Genomic DNA, 18048 nt, shown 5'->3' with positions numbered 1-18048 from the left:
CCAGGGTCGACGTACCGGCCGACACAATTATTCGGCTTATTTCGGAGAAAAATATTTATGGAAACCTTGATACAGCAGATCATCAATGGTCTGGTGTTGGGCAGCATGTATGCCTTGGTGGCGTTGGGCTACACCATGGTGTACGGCATCATCGGATTGATCAATTTTGCCCATGGCGAGGTTCTGATGGTGGGGGCTCTGACCAGCTGGAGCGTCATCGGTTTGATGCAGGACGCGATGCCCGGCACACCCGGCTGGTTGATCCTGTTGGTGTCGATGCTGATTGCTGCGGTGGTCGCTGCGGTGCTGAACTTTTCGATTGAAAAACTGGCGTATCGTCCCTTGCGCAACAGCCCCCGTCTGGCGCCGCTGATCACCGCCATTGGTATGTCGCTGCTGCTGCAGACCCTGGCCATGATCATCTGGAAGCCCAATTACAAACCTTACCCGAACCTGCTGCCGATGGTGCCGTATGAGATTGGCGGCGCGGTGATCACCCTCACGCAGGTGCTGATTTTGGGTGTGACCGCGATCTCGCTGGCGGTGCTGATGTGGTTGGTGAACTACACCCGGCTAGGGCGTGCCATGCGCGCCACCGCCGAAAACCCGCGCGTGGCGGCCCTGATGGGTGTCAAACCCGACTTTGTGATCTCGGCCACTTTTGTGATTGGTGCGGTGCTGGCCGCGATTGCAGGTGTGATGTGGGCTGCCAACTACGGCACGGTGCAACACACCATGGGCTTTTTGCCAGGTCTGAAGGCCTTCACGGCGGCGGTGTTTGGTGGCATTGGCAACCTGGCTGGTGCGGTGGTCGGTGGTATTGCGCTGGGCTTGATCGAGTCGCTGGGTGCGGGTTACATCGGTGCCCTCACCGGTGGTGTGCTGGGCAGCCACTATTCCGATATTTTTGCGTTCATTGTGTTGATCATTGTGCTGACGTTGCGGCCCTCCGGCCTGCTGGGCGAGCGCGTGGCTGACCGCGCTTGAGGAGACGGGTCATGAAACAGAAACAAATCATCGTTTTCCTGCTGGCGGCCGTGGGCCTGCTGGTCACCCCACTCATCCTGCAGGGCTTTGGCAATGCCTGGGTGCGGATTGCCGACATGGCGCTGCTGTATGTGCTGCTGGCGCTGGGTCTGAACATTGTGGTGGGTTACGCCGGTCTGCTGGACTTGGGGTATGTGGCGTTTTTTGCCATTGGCGCCTACATGTACGCGCTGCTGGCCTCGCCGCATCTGACCGAGAACTTCCCGGCCATTGCGGCCATGTTCCCGAACGGCTTGCACATGCCGATCTGGGTCATCATCCCGGCAGCCGCAGGTCTGGCGGCGCTGTTCGGTGTTTTGCTGGGTGCGCCCACCTTGCGTTTGCGCGGTGACTACCTGGCCATCGTGACCCTGGGTTTTGGTGAAATCATCCGGGTGTTCATGAACAACTTGGACCACCCGGTCAACATCACCAACGGCCCCAAAGGCATGGGCGAAATCGACTCGCTGACCTTTTTTGGCATGAGTTTTGGCAAACGCATCGACATTTTTGGCTATGACATTGCCTCGGTGACGCTGTACTACTACCTGTTCCTGGTGCTGGTGGTGTTCAGTGTGCTGATCTCGCACCGCTTGCAACTCTCGCGTGTGGGTCGGGCCTGGATGGCGATCCGCGAAGATGAAATTGCCGCCAAGGCCATGGGCATCAACACCCGCAACCTGAAATTGCTGGCCTTCGGTATGGGTGCCACCTTTGGTGGTGTCTCGGGTGCCATGTTTGCCTCGTTCCAGGGCTTCATTTCGCCCGAGTCCTTCAGCCTGATGGAGTCGGTGATGATTGTGGCGATGGTGGTGCTGGGTGGCATTGGCCACTTGCCTGGTGTGATCCTGGGTGCGGTAGCGCTGTCGGCCATGCCTGAGGTCTTGCGTTATGTGGCTGGGCCGCTGCAAAGCATGACCGGTGGTCGGCTCGATGCCTCCATCCTGCGCCAGCTGCTGATTGCTCTGGCCATGATCAGCATCATGCTGCTGCGCCCACGCGGCCTGTGGCCCGCGCCAGAGCATGGCAAATCACTGACCAGCACCAAGCCCTGAGCGGTGTCTCAAAGGAATCGACGACTATGACAGATACAGTTCTCAACGTCTCGGGTGTGTCCAAGCGTTTTGGTGGCCTGCAGGCCCTCAGCGATGTGGGCATCCAGATCAAACGCGGCCAGGTCTATGGCCTGATTGGCCCCAATGGTGCCGGTAAAACCACGTTTTTTAATGTGCTCACCGGTTTGTACACGCCAGATACCGGCACGTTTGAGCTGGCAGGCAAACCCTACCAGCCCACCGCCGTGCACGAGGTGGCCAAAGCCGGCATTGCCCGCACCTTCCAGAACATCCGTTTGTTCGCCGAAATGACGGCCCTGGAAAACGTCATGGTGGGGCGCCATGTGCGCACCCACTCGGGTTTGCTGGGGGCGGTTTTTCGCACGCCGGGTTTCAAGGCCGAAGAAGCCGCCATCACCCAGCGTTCGCATGAGCTGCTGGACTATGTGGGCATTGGCAAACTGGCCGATTTCAAGGCCCGCACCCTGAGCTACGGTGACCAACGCCGCTTGGAAATTGCCCGTGCCCTGGCCACCGACCCGCAGCTGATTGCGCTGGACGAACCCGCTGCGGGCATGAACAGCACCGAAAAGGTGTTGCTGCGTGAGCTGATCGACAAAATCCGCAACGACAACCGCACCATTCTGCTCATCGAGCATGATGTGAAGCTGGTGATGGGCCTGTGTGACCGGGTGACTGTGCTGGACTACGGCAAGCAGTTGGTCGAGGGGACACCCGCCGAAGTGCAACGTAATGAAAAAGTGATTGAAGCCTATTTGGGCACGGGTGGCCACTGATATGACAAAAACTCTTCTGAAAGTTAAAGGCCTCAAAGTGGCTTACGGCGGCATCCAGGCCGTCAAAGGTGTGGACTTTGAGGTGCGCGAGGGCGAACTGGTGTCGCTGATCGGCTCCAACGGTGCGGGTAAAACCACCACCATGAAGGCCATCACCGGCTCGCTGCCGATCAACGATGGTGACATCGAGTACCTGGGCAAGAGCATCCGTGGCCAAGGGCCGTGGGATCTGGTGAAACAGGGCCTGGCCATGGTGCCCGAAGGGCGCGGGATTTTCACGCGCATGACCATTCTGGAAAACCTGCAGATGGGCGCCTACATCCGCAACGACAAGCCTGAGATCCAGATGGACATCGAGAAGGTGTTTGGCATCTTCCCGCGCCTGAAAGAGCGCAAGGACCAGCTCGCTGGCACGCTCAGCGGTGGTGAACAACAGATGCTGGCCATGGGCCGTGCGCTGATCAGCCGCCCCAAAGTGCTCTTGCTCGATGAGCCGTCGATGGGTCTGTCACCGATCATGGTCGACAAGATCTTCGAGGTGGTGCGTGACGTGTATGCCCAAGGTGTCACGGTGCTGCTGGTGGAGCAGAACGCCAGCCGCGCGTTGGCCCTGGCCAATCGCGGTTATGTGATGGACTCGGGTCTGATCACCATGACCGGTGAGGGCAAGACCATGCTCAAAGACCCCAAGGTGCGTGCCGCCTACCTGGGCGAATAGTTCAAGCCTTTTATGCTTCTAGCCCTTACGCAACAAGGGCTGGTAGCTACCTAAAACGCAGCACGTCTCAGTGCACCAAATTGGCCAGCTGGCGGGCCAGTTGGTTGTGCCGCTCAACCAGCGGGCCCAGTTCCAGCGTACTGAGTTGCCCTTTTTGCACCACAACGGTGCCATTCACAATGGTGTAAGCCGCTTGCGGGCTGGTGCACAACAACAGTGCACCGACCGGGTCGTGCACCGCGCCACCGGCAAACCCCAGCGTTTCCAGATCAAACAAAGCCAGGTCGGCACACATGCCGACCGCCAGGTGGCCAATGTCGGGCCGACCCAGCACCTGCGCCCCACCGCGTGTGGCCAGGGCCAAGGCATCACGCACGGTCATCTCGGCTGGACCTAGATCACAGCCAAAAAAGCGGCGCTGTGAACCGTCTGCCTGGGTCCGTGTTTCGGGTGGCAACATGGCTCGGCCCACACGCGCCAGCAGCAGAGCCTGGCGCGCTTCATTGACCATGTGCGCTGCGTCGTTGCTGGCGCTGCCATCCACCCCCAAACCCACCGGCACGCCCGCGTCGAGCATCTTGCGGATCGGCGCAATGCCCGAGCCCAGGCGCATGTTGCTGCACGGGCAGTGCGCCACTCCGGTGCGCGTGGCTGCAAACAGGCTGATGCCCGCGTCGTCCAACTTGACGCAGTGGGCATGCCACACATCAGGCCCGAGCCAGCCCAGGTCTTGTGCGTACTGCGTGGGGGTGCAGTTGAACTTCTCGCGGCTGTAGGCCAGGTCGTGGTCGTTCTCGGCCAGATGGGTGTGCAGGCGCACTTGGTAGCTGCGTGCCAGCAGGGCCGACTGGCGCATCAGATCTTGACTTACGCTGAAGGGGGAACACGGCGCCACCGCCACATTCACCATCGCACCATGACGTGGGTCATGCCAGGTCTCGATCAGGCGTTGGGTGTCTTTGAGGATGAACGCCTCGTTCTCGACCACGGCATCGGGCGGCAAACCCCCTTGCGACTGGCCCACACTCATGCTGCCCCGGCTGGCGACAAAACGCATGCCAATGGCTTGTGCTGCTTCGATGCTGTCATCCAGCCGCACGCCGTTGGGGTAGATGTAGAGGTGGTCGCTGCTGGTGGTGCAGCCACTCAGCAGCAGCTCGGCCATCGCAATCTGGGTGCTGACCCGCACCATCTCGGGCGTGAGGCCAGCCCAGATCGGGTACAGGCCACGCAACCAGCCAAACAACTCGGCGTTTTGCACCTCAGGAATAGCCCGGGTGAGGCTCTGGGTCATGTGGTGGTGGGTGTTGATCAGGCCGGGAGTCACCAAGTGGCCGCGCGCGTTGATCACCTCGTCGGCCGTTTGTGGTAGCTCTGCCGCAGGTCCGATGGCCTCGATGGTGTTGTCGCGGATGAACACCGAGGCGTCCCTCAACTCGCGCGCGGCCAGGGGATCGGCGTTGTCAAAGGTGGCGATGCAGTGGGCGTTGTGGATCAGCAGGGTCGGCATGGTCGTCGGAATCGGTGGTGTTCAAAGGGGGTCATGTTCGCATCAACGGTCTGGTCCCGATGCCGGGCAAAGCGGGCAGAAGCCCGACGTTGTGGGTAGGGATGTGGTTGTTTCGCGTCAAATCAGGTCTTGTTTGATCTATCTCAAGGTTGTCAACTTGAGATTACGGCACAGTCACTCCCATGTTCTCAGTACACACCATCAATCCGCAGGCGCAAATGCGCACCCTTAACCGTGGTCAAGTCCTGCTGCGCCGCGGGTTTGAGGCGGATCAAGTTTGTTACATCGAGTCCGGCCGCGTGGCGCTGGGTGTCATGGGCGCTGAGGAGATGGAACACCAGATTGGCGTGTTGGAGGGCCCGTGCTGGCTCGACGCCAGCTCGGTGGTGCTGGGTTTGCCACATCTGGTGGATGCCGTGGCCGACACCCCCTTGCAACTGTGCTCGGTGGCCACCACAGATTTCAAAAAAGCCATTGCCGACATGCACGGTTCCGCCCAGGCGGTGCTGACCGATGTAGCGATGGCGCACCGTCGCCAGACCGAATTTGCAATGAGCCGTTTGGCCAAGGATGCCGAAGCACGTTGCGCCGAATGGCTGTTGAGCCACGCGCGTTTTGGCGCCAAGGGTGATCTGGCTGTGGAGCTGCAGCAGCGTAAACGCAGCATTGCCGCCCAGCTGGGCATTGCGCCAGAGACCTTCTCTCGCGTGTTGCGCACCCTGCGTGAAAAACGCCTGATCAGCGGATCGGGTCGGGTGTTGAACCTGGTCAACCCAAGTGCCTTGCGCTCTCTCGCCGGTTTCTGAGTCCCGCCCCAAACCGTCCAAACGCCGCTTCTGCGGCGTTTTTCGTTTCTGACAGGTCCGTGCACCCAGGCTGGCCATTCAGCGGACCTGGGTCAGGGCTTTGAGCAGCTTTTCCGGTGTCGCCGGTGCGTTGAGCTGCACCACCGCGCCATCGTCCCGCGCACGCGCCACCGCGTCACGCAGTGCCTCAAACACACTGATGGCGAGCATGAAGGGTGGTTCCCCCACGGCTTTCGAGCCACCGACGTTGTCCTCGGTGTTGGGGGCGTCCCACAAATCGACTTTGAAATGGGCGGGAATGTCACCCGCGGTCGGGATCTTGTAGGTGCTGGGGGCGTGGGTGGTCAACAAACCCTTGTCATTCCAGACCAGCTCTTCGGTGGTGAGCCAGCCCATGCCCTGCACAAATCCCCCTTCGATCTGACCCACGTCCAGCCCGGGGTTGATCGAGCGACCGACATCGTGCAGGATGTCCACCCGTATCACCTTGTTCTCGCCGGTCAAGGTGTCGAGGGCGACTTCGGTACACGCCGCACCGTAGGCAAAGTAATAAAACGGCCGACCACTCAGCGTGGTTTTGTCGTAATGGATCTTGGGCGTGCGGTAAAAACCGTCGCTCCAGAGCTGGATGCGGTTGGCATAGGCCAGTTGCACCACCGCATCGAACGTGCGCGTGGTCTTGGGAGTGAACACCTGGCCGCCCTGGAAGGTGACCGCACCGGCGCCCACACCGTCGAGCCCGCCGACAAAAGCTGCCAGGTTGTCGCGCACATGGCGCGCCGCAAACTGGGCGGCACGGCCATTGAGGTCGGTACCGGCTGATGCGGCGGTGGCCGAGGCATTGGGGATTTTGCTGGTGTCGCTCGCGGTGGCCAGCACCTTGTGCAGTGGCACACCGAGTTCGTCGGCCACAATTTGCGCCACCTTGGTGTTCAGGCCCTGGCCCATCTCGACCCCACCGTGGTTCATCTGCACACTGCCATCCAGGTAGACATGCACCAGCGCACCGGCCTGGTTGAACAGCGTGGCGGTGAAGCTGATGCCAAACTTGACCGGTGTCAGCGCGATGCCACGCTTGAGCGTCTGGTGTTGTTCATTCCAAGCGGAAATGGCCTCTATCCGTTTTTGGTATTGGGATGACTGCTCCAGTGTTGAGAGCAAGGGCTGCAGGATATTGCCTTCCACCTGCATGCCGTAGTGGGTGGTGTCGCGGCGCAGGCCGGGCTCGGCAGGGTTCAGTGGCTCATCGCTGTAGAGGTTGCGCAAGCGCACGGCCAATGGGTCGAGCCCAAGCTGGCGCGCGATGTCGCCCAGAATCGTTTCGGTCACGATCATGCCTTGCGGCCCGCCAAAACCACGAAACGCGGTGTGGCTCTGGGTGTGGAGCTTGAGCCGGTAGGAGGTGATGGCCACATCCTGCAGGTAGTAGGCGTTGTCGGCGTGGAAGATCGCGCGGTCGGCCACCGGGCCGGACAAATCGGCGCTGAAACCACAGTGCGCCGCCATCATCAGTTGGAGGCCGCACAGGCGCCCGGTGTCATCAAAGCCCACGGTGTACTGGTAGCTGAACGGGTGGCGTTTGCCGGTGATCAGAAAGTCGTCGTCGCGGTCCAGCCGCAGCTTGACCGGGCGTTTGACCTTGGCTGCGGCCACTGCCGCCCACACCGCCAGATGGCCAGCCTGGGTTTCTTTGCCACCAAAACCACCACCGAGCCGACGGCATTCGACCCGCACCGCGTGGTTGTCCAGCCCCAGCGCGTGCGCCACCCAGTGCTGCACCTCGCCGGGGTGCTGGCTGCTGCTGTAGATGAGCCACTGGTTTTGCTCCTGCGGCAGCGCGTAGGCGATCTGGCCTTCCAAATAGAAGTGCTCCTGGCCACCGACTTCGAGCGTGCCCTTGAGGGTGTGTGGTGCACGTGCCAGAGCGGCGTCGGAATCCCCACGCGCCACCGTCACCGGCGGCAACACATAACTCTCGGATGCCAGCGCGTCGGGCACCGTCAGGATCGCGGGCAGGGGCGTGATATCAAGCTTGACCAGCCGCGCTGCGCGCCGGGCCAGCATCACGTCGGTGGCCACCACCAGGCCAATCACCTGGCCAATGTGCTGCACGGTGTCACGGGCGAACACCGGCTCGTCTCCGGCAAACGCCGCCAGTATGGGGTCGCCAGGCACATCACTCGCCAAAACAATAGCAACCACCCCATGCAGGGCAAGGGCTGCAGCCGTATGGATCTCATTGATCTTGCCGTGCGCCACGGTGGAGAGGATAGGCGCGGCGTACAAGGTGCCACGCAGCTCGGGCAGGTCGTCAATGTAGGGCGCGGCACCGGCGATTTGTGCACGGGCACTTTCGTGGGCCACGGTGCGGCCGATGCTGTGGGTGGTGGTGTTCATAGACCCTCCAGCGTCAGGTCAGCCAGCGTCACAAGGGTTTGCCCCTGGCTCTCCAACCAGAAGCGCTGCATCAGGTTGCCCAGCACCTGTCGGCGGTAGTCGCTGCTGGCGCGCATGTCGGAGATCGGCTGGAACTCCTGGCGCAAGGCGGCCGCCGCAGCCTCCACCGTGGCTTCAGTCCAGGCTTGTCCAGTCAGTGTCACTTCGGTCTGAACGGCGCGCACCGGTGTGGCTGCCACACCGCCAACGCCGATGGAGGCTTGGGTCACCACACCGTTCTGTACCTGCAGCCGAACCGCGAAGCAGACCGCAGAAATATCGTCTTCCTGGCGTTTGGAGATTTTGTAGACCCGCAGCAGTTCATCAGGTTCGGGCTTGGGCACGATGATCTGGGTCAGCAGCTCGTCGCTGGCCATCACATTCTGGCGGTAGCCGGTGTAGAGCGCCTCCAGCGCCAGCTCGCGGCTGCCACGCACACTGGCCAGTTGCACACGCGCCTGCAGGGCGATCAGCAGCGGCATCGAGTCACCAATCGGTGAACCATTGGCCACATTGCCACCGAGCGTGCCCGAGTTGCGTACCGGTGCCCCGGCAAAACGATTGGCAAAAGTGACCAGGGCAGGGCGGTCCTGGGCCAGCGCGGCAAAAGCGTCGGTCAGCGTCACCGCCGCGCCAATGCGCAGGTGGGTGTCGTCGGTGCTGATCTGGCGCAATTCGGCCACCCGGGTCACATCGAGCACTTCGGCAAAGTCCTTGTGCAACTTGTTGATCCACAAGCCCACATCGGTGCAACCCGCGACGATCTGCGCCTGCGGGTGGGCCGCCCGCAGGGCCAGCAGCTCAGCCAGTGTGGTCGGTGATTTATATGATAAATCGGCCTCCAGCCCTTTTGGAATAAGGGAAATATGCTCCAGTTTTGAGAGTATCTCAGCCTCGTCGAGGGTGACCCGGGGCAGCGTCTGCATCTGCTGTGCGGCGTCCAGAATCGGGCGGTAACCGGTGCAGCGGCACAGGTTGCCCGACAGCGCCTCCTGGGCACCCTCGCGGCTCACAGGTTTGCCCTGGCAGACCTGGTTCTGGTACAGGCCAAACAGGCTCATCGCAAACCCGGGCGTGCAAAAGCCGCATTGGCTGGCGTGCTGGTTGAGCAGCGCCTGCTGCACCGGGTGCAAGCTGCCGTCGGCCGCGCTCAGGTCTTGCGCGGTCCACAGCGCCATTCCGTGGATGGAGTGCGCCAGGCGGATGCAGCTGTTGACCGCGCTGTAGTGCAGATGGTCGCCACGTTGTTCACCGATCACCACGGTGCAGGCGCCGCAATCGCCTTCGTTGCAACCTTCCTTGGTGGCGTTGATACCCAGGTCGTCGCGCAAAAGTTGCAGCAGGGTGCGGGTGGGCGGCACCTCGCGCAGGTGAATGATCTGGCCACGGTGCACAAAGGAAAGCTCGGGATGAGGCATAAAAATGAATCCAGCAGGCGGTGATGGGTGTCAGGTACAAAGAGCGTTTTTAGCAGGTTTGCAGCAAGATTCTTGCCAAGGGTGGCATTGTCCTTGCTTTGAATTGATTGTTGCTTTGGGCGCTGAGTGGGCCGGTTTATTCAATACACTTCCGTCCAAAATCATTTTCCGCCCACCTTTGCTCGGTTTTCTGAAACACATCTTGCGCGTCCGTCCATGACCACTCCCCGACTCCAACTCAGCGGCATCACCAAGCGTTACCCCAGCGTGGTGGCCAACAGTGAAGTCAATCTGGTGGTGCTTCCCGGCGAAACCCATGCGGTGCTTGGCGAAAACGGCGCAGGCAAATCGACCCTGATGAAGATCATCTACGGCTCGGTCAAGCCTGACGAGGGTTCGGTGCTGTTCAATGGCCAGCCGGTGCACATCAAAAACCCGCAAGAGGCGCGGGCCCTGGGCATCAGCATGGTGTTTCAGCATTTCAGCTTGTTCGACACCATCACCGTGGCAGAAAACGTCTGGCTGGGCTTGAGCAAGAGCCTGAGTCTGGCCGAGGTCACCCGCAACATCGAGGTCAAGGCGGCTGAGTACGGGCTGGATATCGACCCGACGCGCCCGGTGCACACCCTGAGTGTGGGTGAGATGCAGCGGGTGGAGATCATCAGGGCGTTACTGACCAACCCGCAGCTGCTGATCCTGGACGAGCCCACCTCGGTGCTCACACCGCAGGCGGTGGACAAGTTATTTGTGGTGCTCAAAAAATTGGCCTCTGAGGGCTGCAGCATTTTGTACATCAGCCACAAGCTGCATGAAATCCGCGAACTCTGCAATGCCTGCACCGTGCTGCGCGGTGGCAAGGTCACCGGTGTGTGTAACCCGGCGCAGGAAAGCAATGCCTCCTTGTCCAAGCTGATGATTGGCGCCGAGCCGCCGCAGCTGACCCACCGGGCGCAAGACCCCGGCCCGAGTGTGCTGCGGGTCAGCAACCTGACGCTCTCGCGTGAAGACCAGTTTGGCGTCGACCTGGAGGCGGTGTCGTTTGAGGTGCGCGCTGGTGAGGTGGTGGGTATTGCTGGTGTCTCTGGCAATGGCCAGAAAGAATTGTTGTGCGCCCTGTCGGGCGAAGACACCCGCGCCAAACCTGGCAGTGTGCGCATCGGCCGCATCGATGTGGCGGCAATGCACCCGGGGCGCAGGCGCAAGCTGGGCCTGCATTTTGTGCCCGAGGAGCGCCTGGGCCGTGGTGCGGTGCCGACCTTGCCCTTGGCACACAACCTGTTGCTGACGCGCCAGGAAGCGATTGCCTACCCGCGTTTTCTGGGGGGCTGGGTGCGGCTCAGCCAGCTGGAGGCGCAGGCGGACGACATCATCAACCGCTTCAAGGTCAAGGCTGGTGGGCCGCGTTCACTGGCGCGTTCACTCTCGGGCGGCAATTTGCAGAAGTTCATTGTTGGGCGCGAGATCGACGCCAAACCCAAGCTGTTCATCGTGTCGCAGCCGACCTGGGGTGTGGATGTGGGTGCCGCCGCGCAGATTCGGGGTGAGATTCTGGCGATGCGAGATGCCGGTTGCGCGGTGCTGGTGGTGAGTGAAGAGCTCGACGAGTTGTTTGAGGTGTGTGACCGGCTGCATGTGATTGCGCGTGGCCAGTTGTCACCGTCGGTGCCGGTGGCGCAGGCCACGGTTGAAAAGATTGGGGAATGGATGAGTGGCTTGTGGGATGTGGAGGTGCAGGCGCATCTGGCCGAGATGTCGGGGGTGGTGGTGCAGGAGGCGGGTCATGCTGAAGCTTGAGGCGCGTCCCGAGCCGTCCAAGATCTGGACCTTTGCCTCGCCCTTGCTGGCGCTGGTGATCACGGTGCTGGTCGGTACCCTGATGTTTGTGGCGCTGGGCAAAGACCCGGTCAAGGGTTTGCAGATGTTTTTCTGGCTGCCCATCAGCAGCGCCTACGCCTGGGGTGAACTGCTGGTCAAGGCCACACCGCTGCTGATCATTGCGCTGGGGCTGGCCGTGTGTTTCCGCTCGAACGTCTGGAACATCGGTGCCGAGGGCCAATACATCATCGGTGCGATTTTTGCCGCTGGGGTGGCGCTGCTGGCTGAGCGGGACACCAGTGCCTGGATCGTGTTGCCGATTTTGCTGGCGGGCATGCTGGGTGGCATGGTCTGGGCCAGCATCACCGCTTTGCTGCGGGACCGCTTCCATGCCAACGAGATCCTGGTCAGCCTGATGCTGGTCTATGTGGCGGTGCAGCTGCTGAGTTATCTGGTGGGCGGGCCTTGGAAAGACCCGATGGGCTTCAACTTTCCGCAAAGCAAGACCTTTGAGCTTGTCACACGTATCCCGCGCCTGTTCACCGGCTCACGCGTGAGCATAGGGGTGTTTTTTGCCTTGCTGGGTGTGGCCGCGTTGTGGGTGTTCCTGTTTCGCACCCGTGCCGGGTTCTCGCTGCAGGTGGGTGGCCTGGCGCCAGCGGCGGCGCGTTACGCGGGCTTTTCTTCGCGCAAGGCCTTGTGGACGGCGTTGTTGATCTCGGGTGGTGCTGCCGGGCTGGCCGGGGCATTGGAGGTGGCAGGGCCGATCGGTCAGCTGACCATTTATGTGCCTGCGGGTTACGGTTTCGCAGCCATCATCGTGGCCTTTGTCGGGCGCCTGCACCCGGTCGGCATGGTGTTCTCAGCCTTGTTGATGAGCATGTTTTACATTGGGGGTGAGCTGGCGCAATCGCGTCTGGGCCTCACCAAATCCCTTACCGGTGTGTTCCAGGGCCTGCTGCTGTTCAGTCTGCTGGCCTGCGACACCTTGATGAACTACCGCCTGGTCTGGCGACAAAGCAGGAGCTTGTGATGGAGTCGTACGCGCTGCTGTTGGCAGCCACATTGAATGCAGGCACGGTGCTGGCCATTGCCTCGCTGGGGCTGTTGATCAACGAGAAGGTGGGCATCGTTAACCTCGGGGCCGAGGGCATGATGCTGTGCGCCGCCATTGCCGGGTTTGCCACGGTGGTCACGACCGGCTCGGACTGGTTGGGTTTTGTCGCTGGCATGGCCGTGGGTGGCGCGTTGGCGGCGGTGTTTGGCCTGCTGGTGATCTGGCTCAATACCAACCAGTACGCCACCGGCTTGGCGCTGACCTTGTTTGGCACCGGCTTCTCCGCCTTTGTAGGCACCAGTTTTGTGCAGGCCAGGATTCCCGAACGTGCGTCGTTCGCTGTGCCCTACCTGTCAGACATCCCGCTGGTTGGCCCGGCGCTGTTTCGCCACCATCCTTTGGTGTACCTGACGGTTTTGTTTGCGCTGGCCTTGATCTGGTTCCTGTACCGCACCCGCAGCGGCCTGATTGTGCGCAGTGTGGGTGAAAGCCCCGAGTCGGCCCATGCGCTGGGTTACCCGGTGCGCCGTATCCGTCTGGCAGCGGTGGTGGCCGGTGGCGCCTTGTGTGGCCTGGCTGGCGCCTACATCTCGGTGATCTACACCCCGCTGTGGGTGGAAGGCATGGTGGCTGGCAAAGGCTGGATTGCGCTGGCCTTGACCACCTTTGCCACTTGGCGCCCGGCACGGGTATTGCTTGGTGCCTACCTGTTTGGTGGTGTGACGATGTTGCAGTTCCATCTGCAGGGTATCGGGGTCGATGTGCCCAGCGAGTTCCTGAGCATGTTGCCTTATGTGGCAACCATTCTGGTGCTGGCGCTGATCTCGCGCAACCCGCAGTGGATTCGCATCAACATGCCCGCCAGCATTGGCAAACCTTTTTATCCAGGCGCCTGAGCCTTGACGAATTGGTTTGCGCTGGACTCATAATCACTGTTTTCTTTAACCCGTCGTTACCCCCTTTGATAAGGATTCAACATGACTGATCTGCAAAAACGTACGCTGCTCAAGGTGGCTGCGCTGACCGCCGTGGCTTCTGCCGCGCTGGTGGGCTGCGGCAAAAAAGAGGAACCCGCTCCTGCGCCTGCACCGGCACCCGTGGCCTCTGCACCGGAACCGGTCAAACCTGAGCCGCTGAAAATCGGTTTTGCTTATGTGGGTCCGGTGGGTGATGGTGGCTGGACTTTTGCCCATGACAATGGTCGCAAAGCGCTGGAAGCCGAATTTGGCGACAAGATCGTGACCTCGTTTGTTGAAAACGTGCCCGAGTCTGCTGACGCCGAACGCGTCATCCGCGACATGGCTGGCCAAGGCAACAAGCTGGTGTTTGGCACCACCTTTGGTTACATGGAACCCATGCTCAAGGTGGCAGCCGAGTTCAAGGACGTCAAGTTTGAGCATGCCACCGGTTACAAACAAGCCGAGAACATGCGCACTTATGACAGCCGCACCTACGAAGGCGCCTACATGGCGGGCGTGATCGCTGGCAAGATGACCAAGAGCAACACCCTGGGTGTGGTGGCCTCGGTGCCAATCCCGGAAGTGATCCGCAACATCAACAGCTTCACGCTCGGTGCCCAAAGCAGCAACCCCAAGATCAAGACCAAGGTGGTTTGGGTGAACACCTGGTTTGACCCACCGAAAGAAACCGAAGCAGCCACCAGCCTGATCAATGGCGGCGCTGACGTCTTGTTCCAGAACACCGACTCAGCCGCTGTCTTGAAAACCGCTGAAGCCAAGGGCAAACGCGCCTTCGGCTGGGACTCTGACATGACTGCTTATGGTCCGAAAGCCCACCTGGCGTCCGCCGTCATCAACTGGGGTCCGTACTACATCAAGACCACCAAGGAAGCTTTGGATGGCTCTTGGAAGGCTGGCGAAGGTAGCCACAGCTGGTGGGGCGTGAAAGAAGGCGCGATCGACATCGTCTCCATCGCTGAAGACGTGCCTGCTGACACCAAGACCAAGGTGGAAGAAGTCAAGAAGGGTCTGGCCGACGGTTCTTTTGTGATCTGGAAAGGTCCTCTGAAAGACAGCGCTGGCAAGGAAGTGCTGGCCAAGGACGCTGTGGCAGATGACAAGTTCCTCAGCGGCATCAACTTCTACGTCAAGGGCGTGGAAGGCAAAGTGCCCGGCGCCAAGTAAACTCTGGTGTCCCTACCCAAAAAAGCCGCCTGAGGGCGGCTTTTTTGTTCTTCAGCCGGTCAAACCCGAGACGAGCTATTTTGTACCCGCTGCCCCCGGGTCTGACCCCCCACTTCAAACGGACTGCCATGAACACCGTCAAACCCATTCCTGCCCACCGACTGCCTGACTTGCTCAAACGCTTGCCCAAGGCCGAGTTGCACATGCACATCGAAGGCTCGCTCGAACCCGAGCTGATGTTTGCGCTGGCCGCACGCAATGGTTTGAGCTTGCCTTATGCCGATGTGGCGGCGCTCAAAAAGGCCTATGTGTTTGGCAACCTGCAGGAGTTTCTGGACGTGTACCACGCAGGTACCCAGGTGCTGCGCACCGAGCAGGACTTCTACGACATGACCTGGGCTTACCTGGAGCGTGCGGCGGCCGACCATGTGGTGCATACAGAAATCTTCTTTGACACCCAGACCCACACCGGCCATGGGGTGGACACGGACACCGTGATCAATGGCTTGCACCGCGCCTGTGTGGACGCGCGGTCCCAACTGGGTATCAGCGCCGGGCTGATCCTGTGTTTCCTGCGCCATCTGAGCCAGGCCGAGGCTTTTGAGGCGCTGGAGCAGGCCACGCCACATCTCGACAAGTTGTTGGGTGTGGGCCTGGCCTCCAGTGAGCTGGGGCACCCGCCCGAAAAGTTCACCGAGGTGTTTGCCAAAGCGCGCCAACTGGGACTGCGCTTGGTGGCCCATGCCGGTGAAGAAGGGCCGCCCGCCTATATCTGGAGCGCCCTGGATGCTCTTAAAGTTGAACGGATTGACCATGGCGTACAAGCTTTGAAGGACCCGGCGCTGGTGGCGCGGCTGGTGCGTGAGCAGATTCCGCTCACGGTGTGCCCGCTGTCCAACCTGAAGCTGTGTGTGTTCCCGACGCTGGCGCAGCACAACCTGGGTGCGATGCTGCAGGCCGGTCTGGTGGCCACCGTCAACTCGGACGACCCGGCGTATTTTGGTGGTTACATCAATGAGAACTTCACCCAGACCTTTGCGGCGCTGGGCCTGAGCTCGCAACATGCTTATCAGCTAGCAAGCAACAGTTTTGAGGCGAGTTTTATCGATGCGTCAGCCAAGCAGGCCTATCAAGACCGGTTGGCTGAGCTGTTTGAAACGTTTGAATGAGGGGTGTGTGAAGGGAAAACCGGCAACTTGCGGGTTGCCGGTCGGGTGGCCAGGTGCTTAGCGCACCGGCACCCACAGCTGCAGGCGCGGCAGCATCACGCGGTAGGGTGCCAGCAGCACCGCAGCCATGAGCCACTTGATGCTCAGGTCGCCAGCGGCGAGCATCAACCAGTTCATGTCGGAGCCCGCAAACGCCAGGAAGAAGAAGATGGCGGTGTCAACCACCGATGCCACGGCCGAGCCAATCAGTGGTGCTTTCCACCACGATCCGGCGCGCAGGCGGTTGAAGGCCACGATGTCAAGCAGCTGACCCACAATGAAGGCCACACCGGAGGCCACGGCAATACGCCAGGGCGCCAGGGCAAACGACACCACCACCGCAATCGCAAAACCTGCCCAGGCCACACGGCGTGCTGCCGCATTGCCAACCGCGCGGTTGGTCAGGTCGGTCACCAGAAAGGCCACCGGGAAGGTGAAGGCGCCCCAGGTCAACCAATCGTTGAGCGGGAACTGCACCAGGTAATTGGACGAAACGATCACCACCAGCATGGCCAAAATCGGCCGCCAGAGGGTCAGAAGAGGGGTAGTGGGCTGGGAATTCATCCCGCGATTATCGCAGTTGGCCCCCAAGGCCGCCTGCTGGCGACGATTTCCGGACAAATTGGGTAAGCTCAGCGCCTATGAAAGCTTACCGTGCCGCCCTTCTTTATTTCAAGCCCGAGGCCGATCCGCGCCAGTCTGTGGTCTATGAGCCAGACGGCTTGCTGGTGGTGGGGCCCAACGCCAGCGGCACCCAGGTGGTGTTGGCTCTGGGGCCGTATGCCACCTTGCAAGCCGACTACGCGCAACTGCCGGTGCAGCACTGGCCGGGGCGCATCATCGCGCCGGGTTTTGTCGACCTGCACAGCCACTACCCGCAAACCAATGTGATTGCCTCACCCGCCGACGGCTTGTTGCCGTGGCTGGAGGATTACACCTTTCCTGAAGAGAATCGCTTCTCAGCCTGCGAATACTGTGCGCAGGCAGCTCAGTTTTTTGTAGCTGAAATGTTGCGCAATGGCGTCACCACCGCGCTGACTTTTGCCACCTCGCACCCGGCCTCGGTCAACGCTTTGTTTGTGGAGGCACAAGCCCAGCACCTGCGCTGGATGACAGGCTTGTGCCTGATGGACCGCCATGCGCCGTCCAGCCTGCTCAATCAGCCGTCCCAGCCCGGCCGGGTCGACGCCACCGAACAAAGCCTGATCGACTCTGAAGAGCTGCTGCAGCGTTGGCACGGGGTCGACCGCCTGGGTTATGCGATCACGCCGCGTTTTGCACCCACCAGCACCGACGCCCAGTTGCGCGGCGCGGGTGAACTGGCCGCCAAGTACCCGAGTGTCTGGATTCAGTCGCATGTGGCCGAGAACAAAGATGAGATCGCCTGGGCGCGTGCGCTGTTTCCGGCCTCCAGCAGCTACCTGGCCACCTATGCCGACTTTGGCCTGCTGCGCCAGCGCGCGGTGTATGCCCACTGCATCCACTTTGACGATGCCGATCGGACCCTGATGCGCGACAGCGGCGCGGCTGCCGCCGTGTGCCCGACCAGCAACCTCTTTTTGGCCAGCGGCTTTTTCGACTACGCCAGTGCGGATCGGGTTGGCTTCAAGTACGGCTTGGCCAACGACGTCGGTGGGGGCACCAGTTTCAGCCCGTTCCACACCATGCTGGCGGCCTATTACGTGGGGCGCGAGGGGCGGGGCAAGACCGGCCTGTCGCTGTCGCCCCAGCAACTCTGGTGGCAACACACCGCAGGTGCGGCGCAAGCGCTGGGCTTGGAGGGTGTGGTGGGCAACCTGTTGCCAGGCTGTGAGGCAGACTTTGTGCTGCTCAACCCGCAGGCCACGCCCTTGCTGGCGCGGCGCACCGCACAAGCGGCCACGCTCGATGAGCTGCTGTTCTCGATGATTGTGCTGGGGGATGACCGGCTCGTGGAGCGCACCGTGATTTCACAAGCGGTTTAGGCCCCTGGCCCTTTTGCAACAAGCGCTTCTTGCTATTTAAGTCGTAGTAAATCATGCCATCCCTCACACCCCATCCCGCTTGGTTTGCCTTGGT

The 18048-nt window shown here is 61.1% G+C and carries 15 protein-coding genes; 11 read left to right on the top strand and 4 right to left on the bottom strand.

Annotated elements, in window-relative coordinates; all coding sequences use genetic code 11:
- Positions 1–57: 57 nt before the first annotated feature.
- From RF819_RS03915 to RF819_RS03900, 4 genes are read left to right on the top strand one after another with little or no spacing between them, the layout of a single operon-like run.
- A complete protein-coding gene (locus RF819_RS03915; protein WP_078363759.1) occupies positions 58–987 on the top strand; it encodes a branched-chain amino acid ABC transporter permease in 930 nt (309 codons plus the stop codon).
- Positions 988–998: 11 nt separating this feature from the next.
- Positions 999–2081 (top strand): ABC transporter permease subunit, encoded by a 1083-nt coding sequence (locus RF819_RS03910; protein ID WP_078363758.1) that lies wholly within the window; start codon positions 999–1001, stop codon positions 2079–2081.
- A 26-nt stretch (positions 2082–2107) separates the two neighbouring features.
- The gene (locus RF819_RS03905) at positions 2108–2878 is read left to right on the top strand and encodes an ABC transporter ATP-binding protein (RefSeq protein WP_078363757.1); all 771 of its coding nucleotides are present in this window, start codon (positions 2108–2110) and stop codon (positions 2876–2878) included.
- A gap of 1 nt (position 2879) precedes the next feature.
- Entirely contained in the window at positions 2880–3596 is a 717-nt protein-coding gene (locus RF819_RS03900; protein ID WP_078363756.1) for an ABC transporter ATP-binding protein, read from the top strand.
- 67 nt (positions 3597–3663) lie between these two features.
- Here RF819_RS03900 and RF819_RS03895 read toward each other — a convergent pair whose 3' ends face one another.
- Positions 3664–5106: an 8-oxoguanine deaminase gene (locus RF819_RS03895; protein ID WP_078363755.1), complete on the bottom strand. Its 1443-nt coding sequence runs from the start codon at positions 5104–5106 to the stop codon at positions 3664–3666.
- A 182-nt stretch (positions 5107–5288) separates the two neighbouring features.
- Here RF819_RS03895 and RF819_RS03890 point away from each other — a divergent pair, with 182 nt between their 5' ends.
- Positions 5289–5912 (top strand): Crp/Fnr family transcriptional regulator, encoded by a 624-nt coding sequence (locus RF819_RS03890; RefSeq protein ID WP_078363754.1) that lies wholly within the window; start codon positions 5289–5291, stop codon positions 5910–5912.
- 78 nt (positions 5913–5990) lie between these two features.
- On the opposite strand, the gene xdhB is transcribed toward RF819_RS03890, so the two are convergent.
- Together xdhB and xdhA are read right to left on the bottom strand one after the other, a co-directional pair.
- A complete protein-coding gene (xdhB, locus tag RF819_RS03885; RefSeq protein WP_078363753.1) occupies positions 5991–8309 on the bottom strand; it encodes a xanthine dehydrogenase molybdopterin binding subunit in 2319 nt (772 codons plus the stop codon).
- Positions 8306–9766, bottom strand: a complete 1461-nt coding sequence (xdhA, locus tag RF819_RS03880) for a xanthine dehydrogenase small subunit (RefSeq protein WP_078363752.1) — start codon at positions 9764–9766, stop codon at positions 8306–8308. Before xdhA ends, xdhB begins: the two co-directional genes overlap by 4 nt.
- 216 nt (positions 9767–9982) lie before the next feature.
- Here xdhA and RF819_RS03875 point away from each other — a divergent pair, with 216 nt between their 5' ends.
- The 5 genes from RF819_RS03875 to RF819_RS03855 all read left to right on the top strand — a co-directional run bounded on the left by RF819_RS03875 (position 9983) and on the right by RF819_RS03855 (position 15951).
- Positions 9983–11560, top strand: coding sequence for an ABC transporter ATP-binding protein (locus RF819_RS03875; protein WP_078363751.1), 1578 nt, complete (start codon positions 9983–9985; stop codon positions 11558–11560).
- Positions 11547–12614 (top strand): ABC transporter permease, encoded by a 1068-nt coding sequence (locus tag RF819_RS03870; RefSeq protein ID WP_078363750.1) that lies wholly within the window; start codon positions 11547–11549, stop codon positions 12612–12614. Before RF819_RS03875 ends, RF819_RS03870 begins: the two co-directional genes overlap by 14 nt.
- Positions 12614–13534 carry an ABC transporter permease gene (locus RF819_RS03865; RefSeq protein WP_078363749.1) on the top strand — a complete coding sequence of 307 codons (921 nt, stop codon included), beginning with the start codon at positions 12614–12616 and terminating at the stop codon, positions 13532–13534. Before RF819_RS03870 ends, RF819_RS03865 begins: the two co-directional genes overlap by 1 nt.
- 81 nt (positions 13535–13615) lie before the next feature.
- Positions 13616–14782 carry a BMP family ABC transporter substrate-binding protein gene (locus RF819_RS03860; protein ID WP_078363748.1) on the top strand — a complete coding sequence of 389 codons (1167 nt, stop codon included), beginning with the start codon at positions 13616–13618 and terminating at the stop codon, positions 14780–14782.
- Between the two features lie 128 nt (positions 14783–14910).
- A complete protein-coding gene (locus RF819_RS03855) occupies positions 14911–15951 on the top strand; it encodes an adenosine deaminase (protein ID WP_078366759.1) in 1041 nt (346 codons plus the stop codon).
- Between the two features lie 57 nt (positions 15952–16008).
- Here the strand turns inward: RF819_RS03855 and RF819_RS03850 are convergent, their stop codons facing one another.
- Positions 16009–16554 (bottom strand): VUT family protein, encoded by a 546-nt coding sequence (locus RF819_RS03850; RefSeq protein ID WP_242473223.1) that lies wholly within the window; start codon positions 16552–16554, stop codon positions 16009–16011.
- Positions 16555–16631: 77 nt separating this feature from the next.
- Between RF819_RS03850 and guaD the strand changes: the two genes are divergently transcribed.
- The gene (gene guaD / locus RF819_RS03845; protein WP_078363746.1) at positions 16632–17954 is read left to right on the top strand and encodes a guanine deaminase; all 1323 of its coding nucleotides are present in this window, start codon (positions 16632–16634) and stop codon (positions 17952–17954) included.
- Positions 17955–18048 lie beyond the last annotated feature (94 nt).

Source organism: Rhodoferax fermentans, from assembly GCF_002017865.1.
GTDB lineage: Bacteria > Pseudomonadota > Gammaproteobacteria > Burkholderiales > Burkholderiaceae_C > Rhodoferax > Rhodoferax fermentans.
The sequence above is the reverse complement of the archived record's forward strand: the minus strand, read 5'-3'. Positions and strand labels throughout refer to the sequence as shown.

Bases quoted from the DNA above. Each gene is read 5' to 3' on its own strand.
- RF819_RS03910 (WP_078363758.1), top strand. From the start codon at position 999: ATGAAACAGAAACAAATCATCGTTTTCCTGCTGGCGGCCGTGGGCCTG.
- xdhA (WP_078363752.1), bottom strand. From the start codon at position 9,766: ATGCCTCATCCCGAGCTTTCCTTTGTGCACCGTGGCCAGATCATTCAC.
- RF819_RS03905 (WP_078363757.1), top strand. From the start codon at position 2,108: ATGACAGATACAGTTCTCAACGTCTCGGGTGTGTCCAAGCGTTTTGGT.
- RF819_RS03855 (WP_078366759.1), top strand. From the start codon at position 14,911: ATGAACACCGTCAAACCCATTCCTGCCCACCGACTGCCTGACTTGCTC.
- RF819_RS03900 (WP_078363756.1), top strand. From the start codon at position 2,880: ATGACAAAAACTCTTCTGAAAGTTAAAGGCCTCAAAGTGGCTTACGGC.
- RF819_RS03850 (WP_242473223.1), bottom strand. From the start codon at position 16,554: ATGAATTCCCAGCCCACTACCCCTCTTCTGACCCTCTGGCGGCCGATT.
- RF819_RS03875 (WP_078363751.1), top strand. From the start codon at position 9,983: ATGACCACTCCCCGACTCCAACTCAGCGGCATCACCAAGCGTTACCCC.
- RF819_RS03890 (WP_078363754.1), top strand. From the start codon at position 5,289: ATGTTCTCAGTACACACCATCAATCCGCAGGCGCAAATGCGCACCCTT.
- RF819_RS03865 (WP_078363749.1), top strand. From the start codon at position 12,614: ATGGAGTCGTACGCGCTGCTGTTGGCAGCCACATTGAATGCAGGCACG.
- RF819_RS03895 (WP_078363755.1), bottom strand. From the start codon at position 5,106: ATGCCGACCCTGCTGATCCACAACGCCCACTGCATCGCCACCTTTGAC.
- RF819_RS03860 (WP_078363748.1), top strand. From the start codon at position 13,616: ATGACTGATCTGCAAAAACGTACGCTGCTCAAGGTGGCTGCGCTGACC.
- xdhB (WP_078363753.1), bottom strand. From the start codon at position 8,309: ATGAACACCACCACCCACAGCATCGGCCGCACCGTGGCCCACGAAAGT.
- RF819_RS03915 (WP_078363759.1), top strand. From the start codon at position 58: ATGGAAACCTTGATACAGCAGATCATCAATGGTCTGGTGTTGGGCAGC.
- guaD (WP_078363746.1), top strand. From the start codon at position 16,632: ATGAAAGCTTACCGTGCCGCCCTTCTTTATTTCAAGCCCGAGGCCGAT.
- RF819_RS03870 (WP_078363750.1), top strand. From the start codon at position 11,547: ATGCTGAAGCTTGAGGCGCGTCCCGAGCCGTCCAAGATCTGGACCTTT.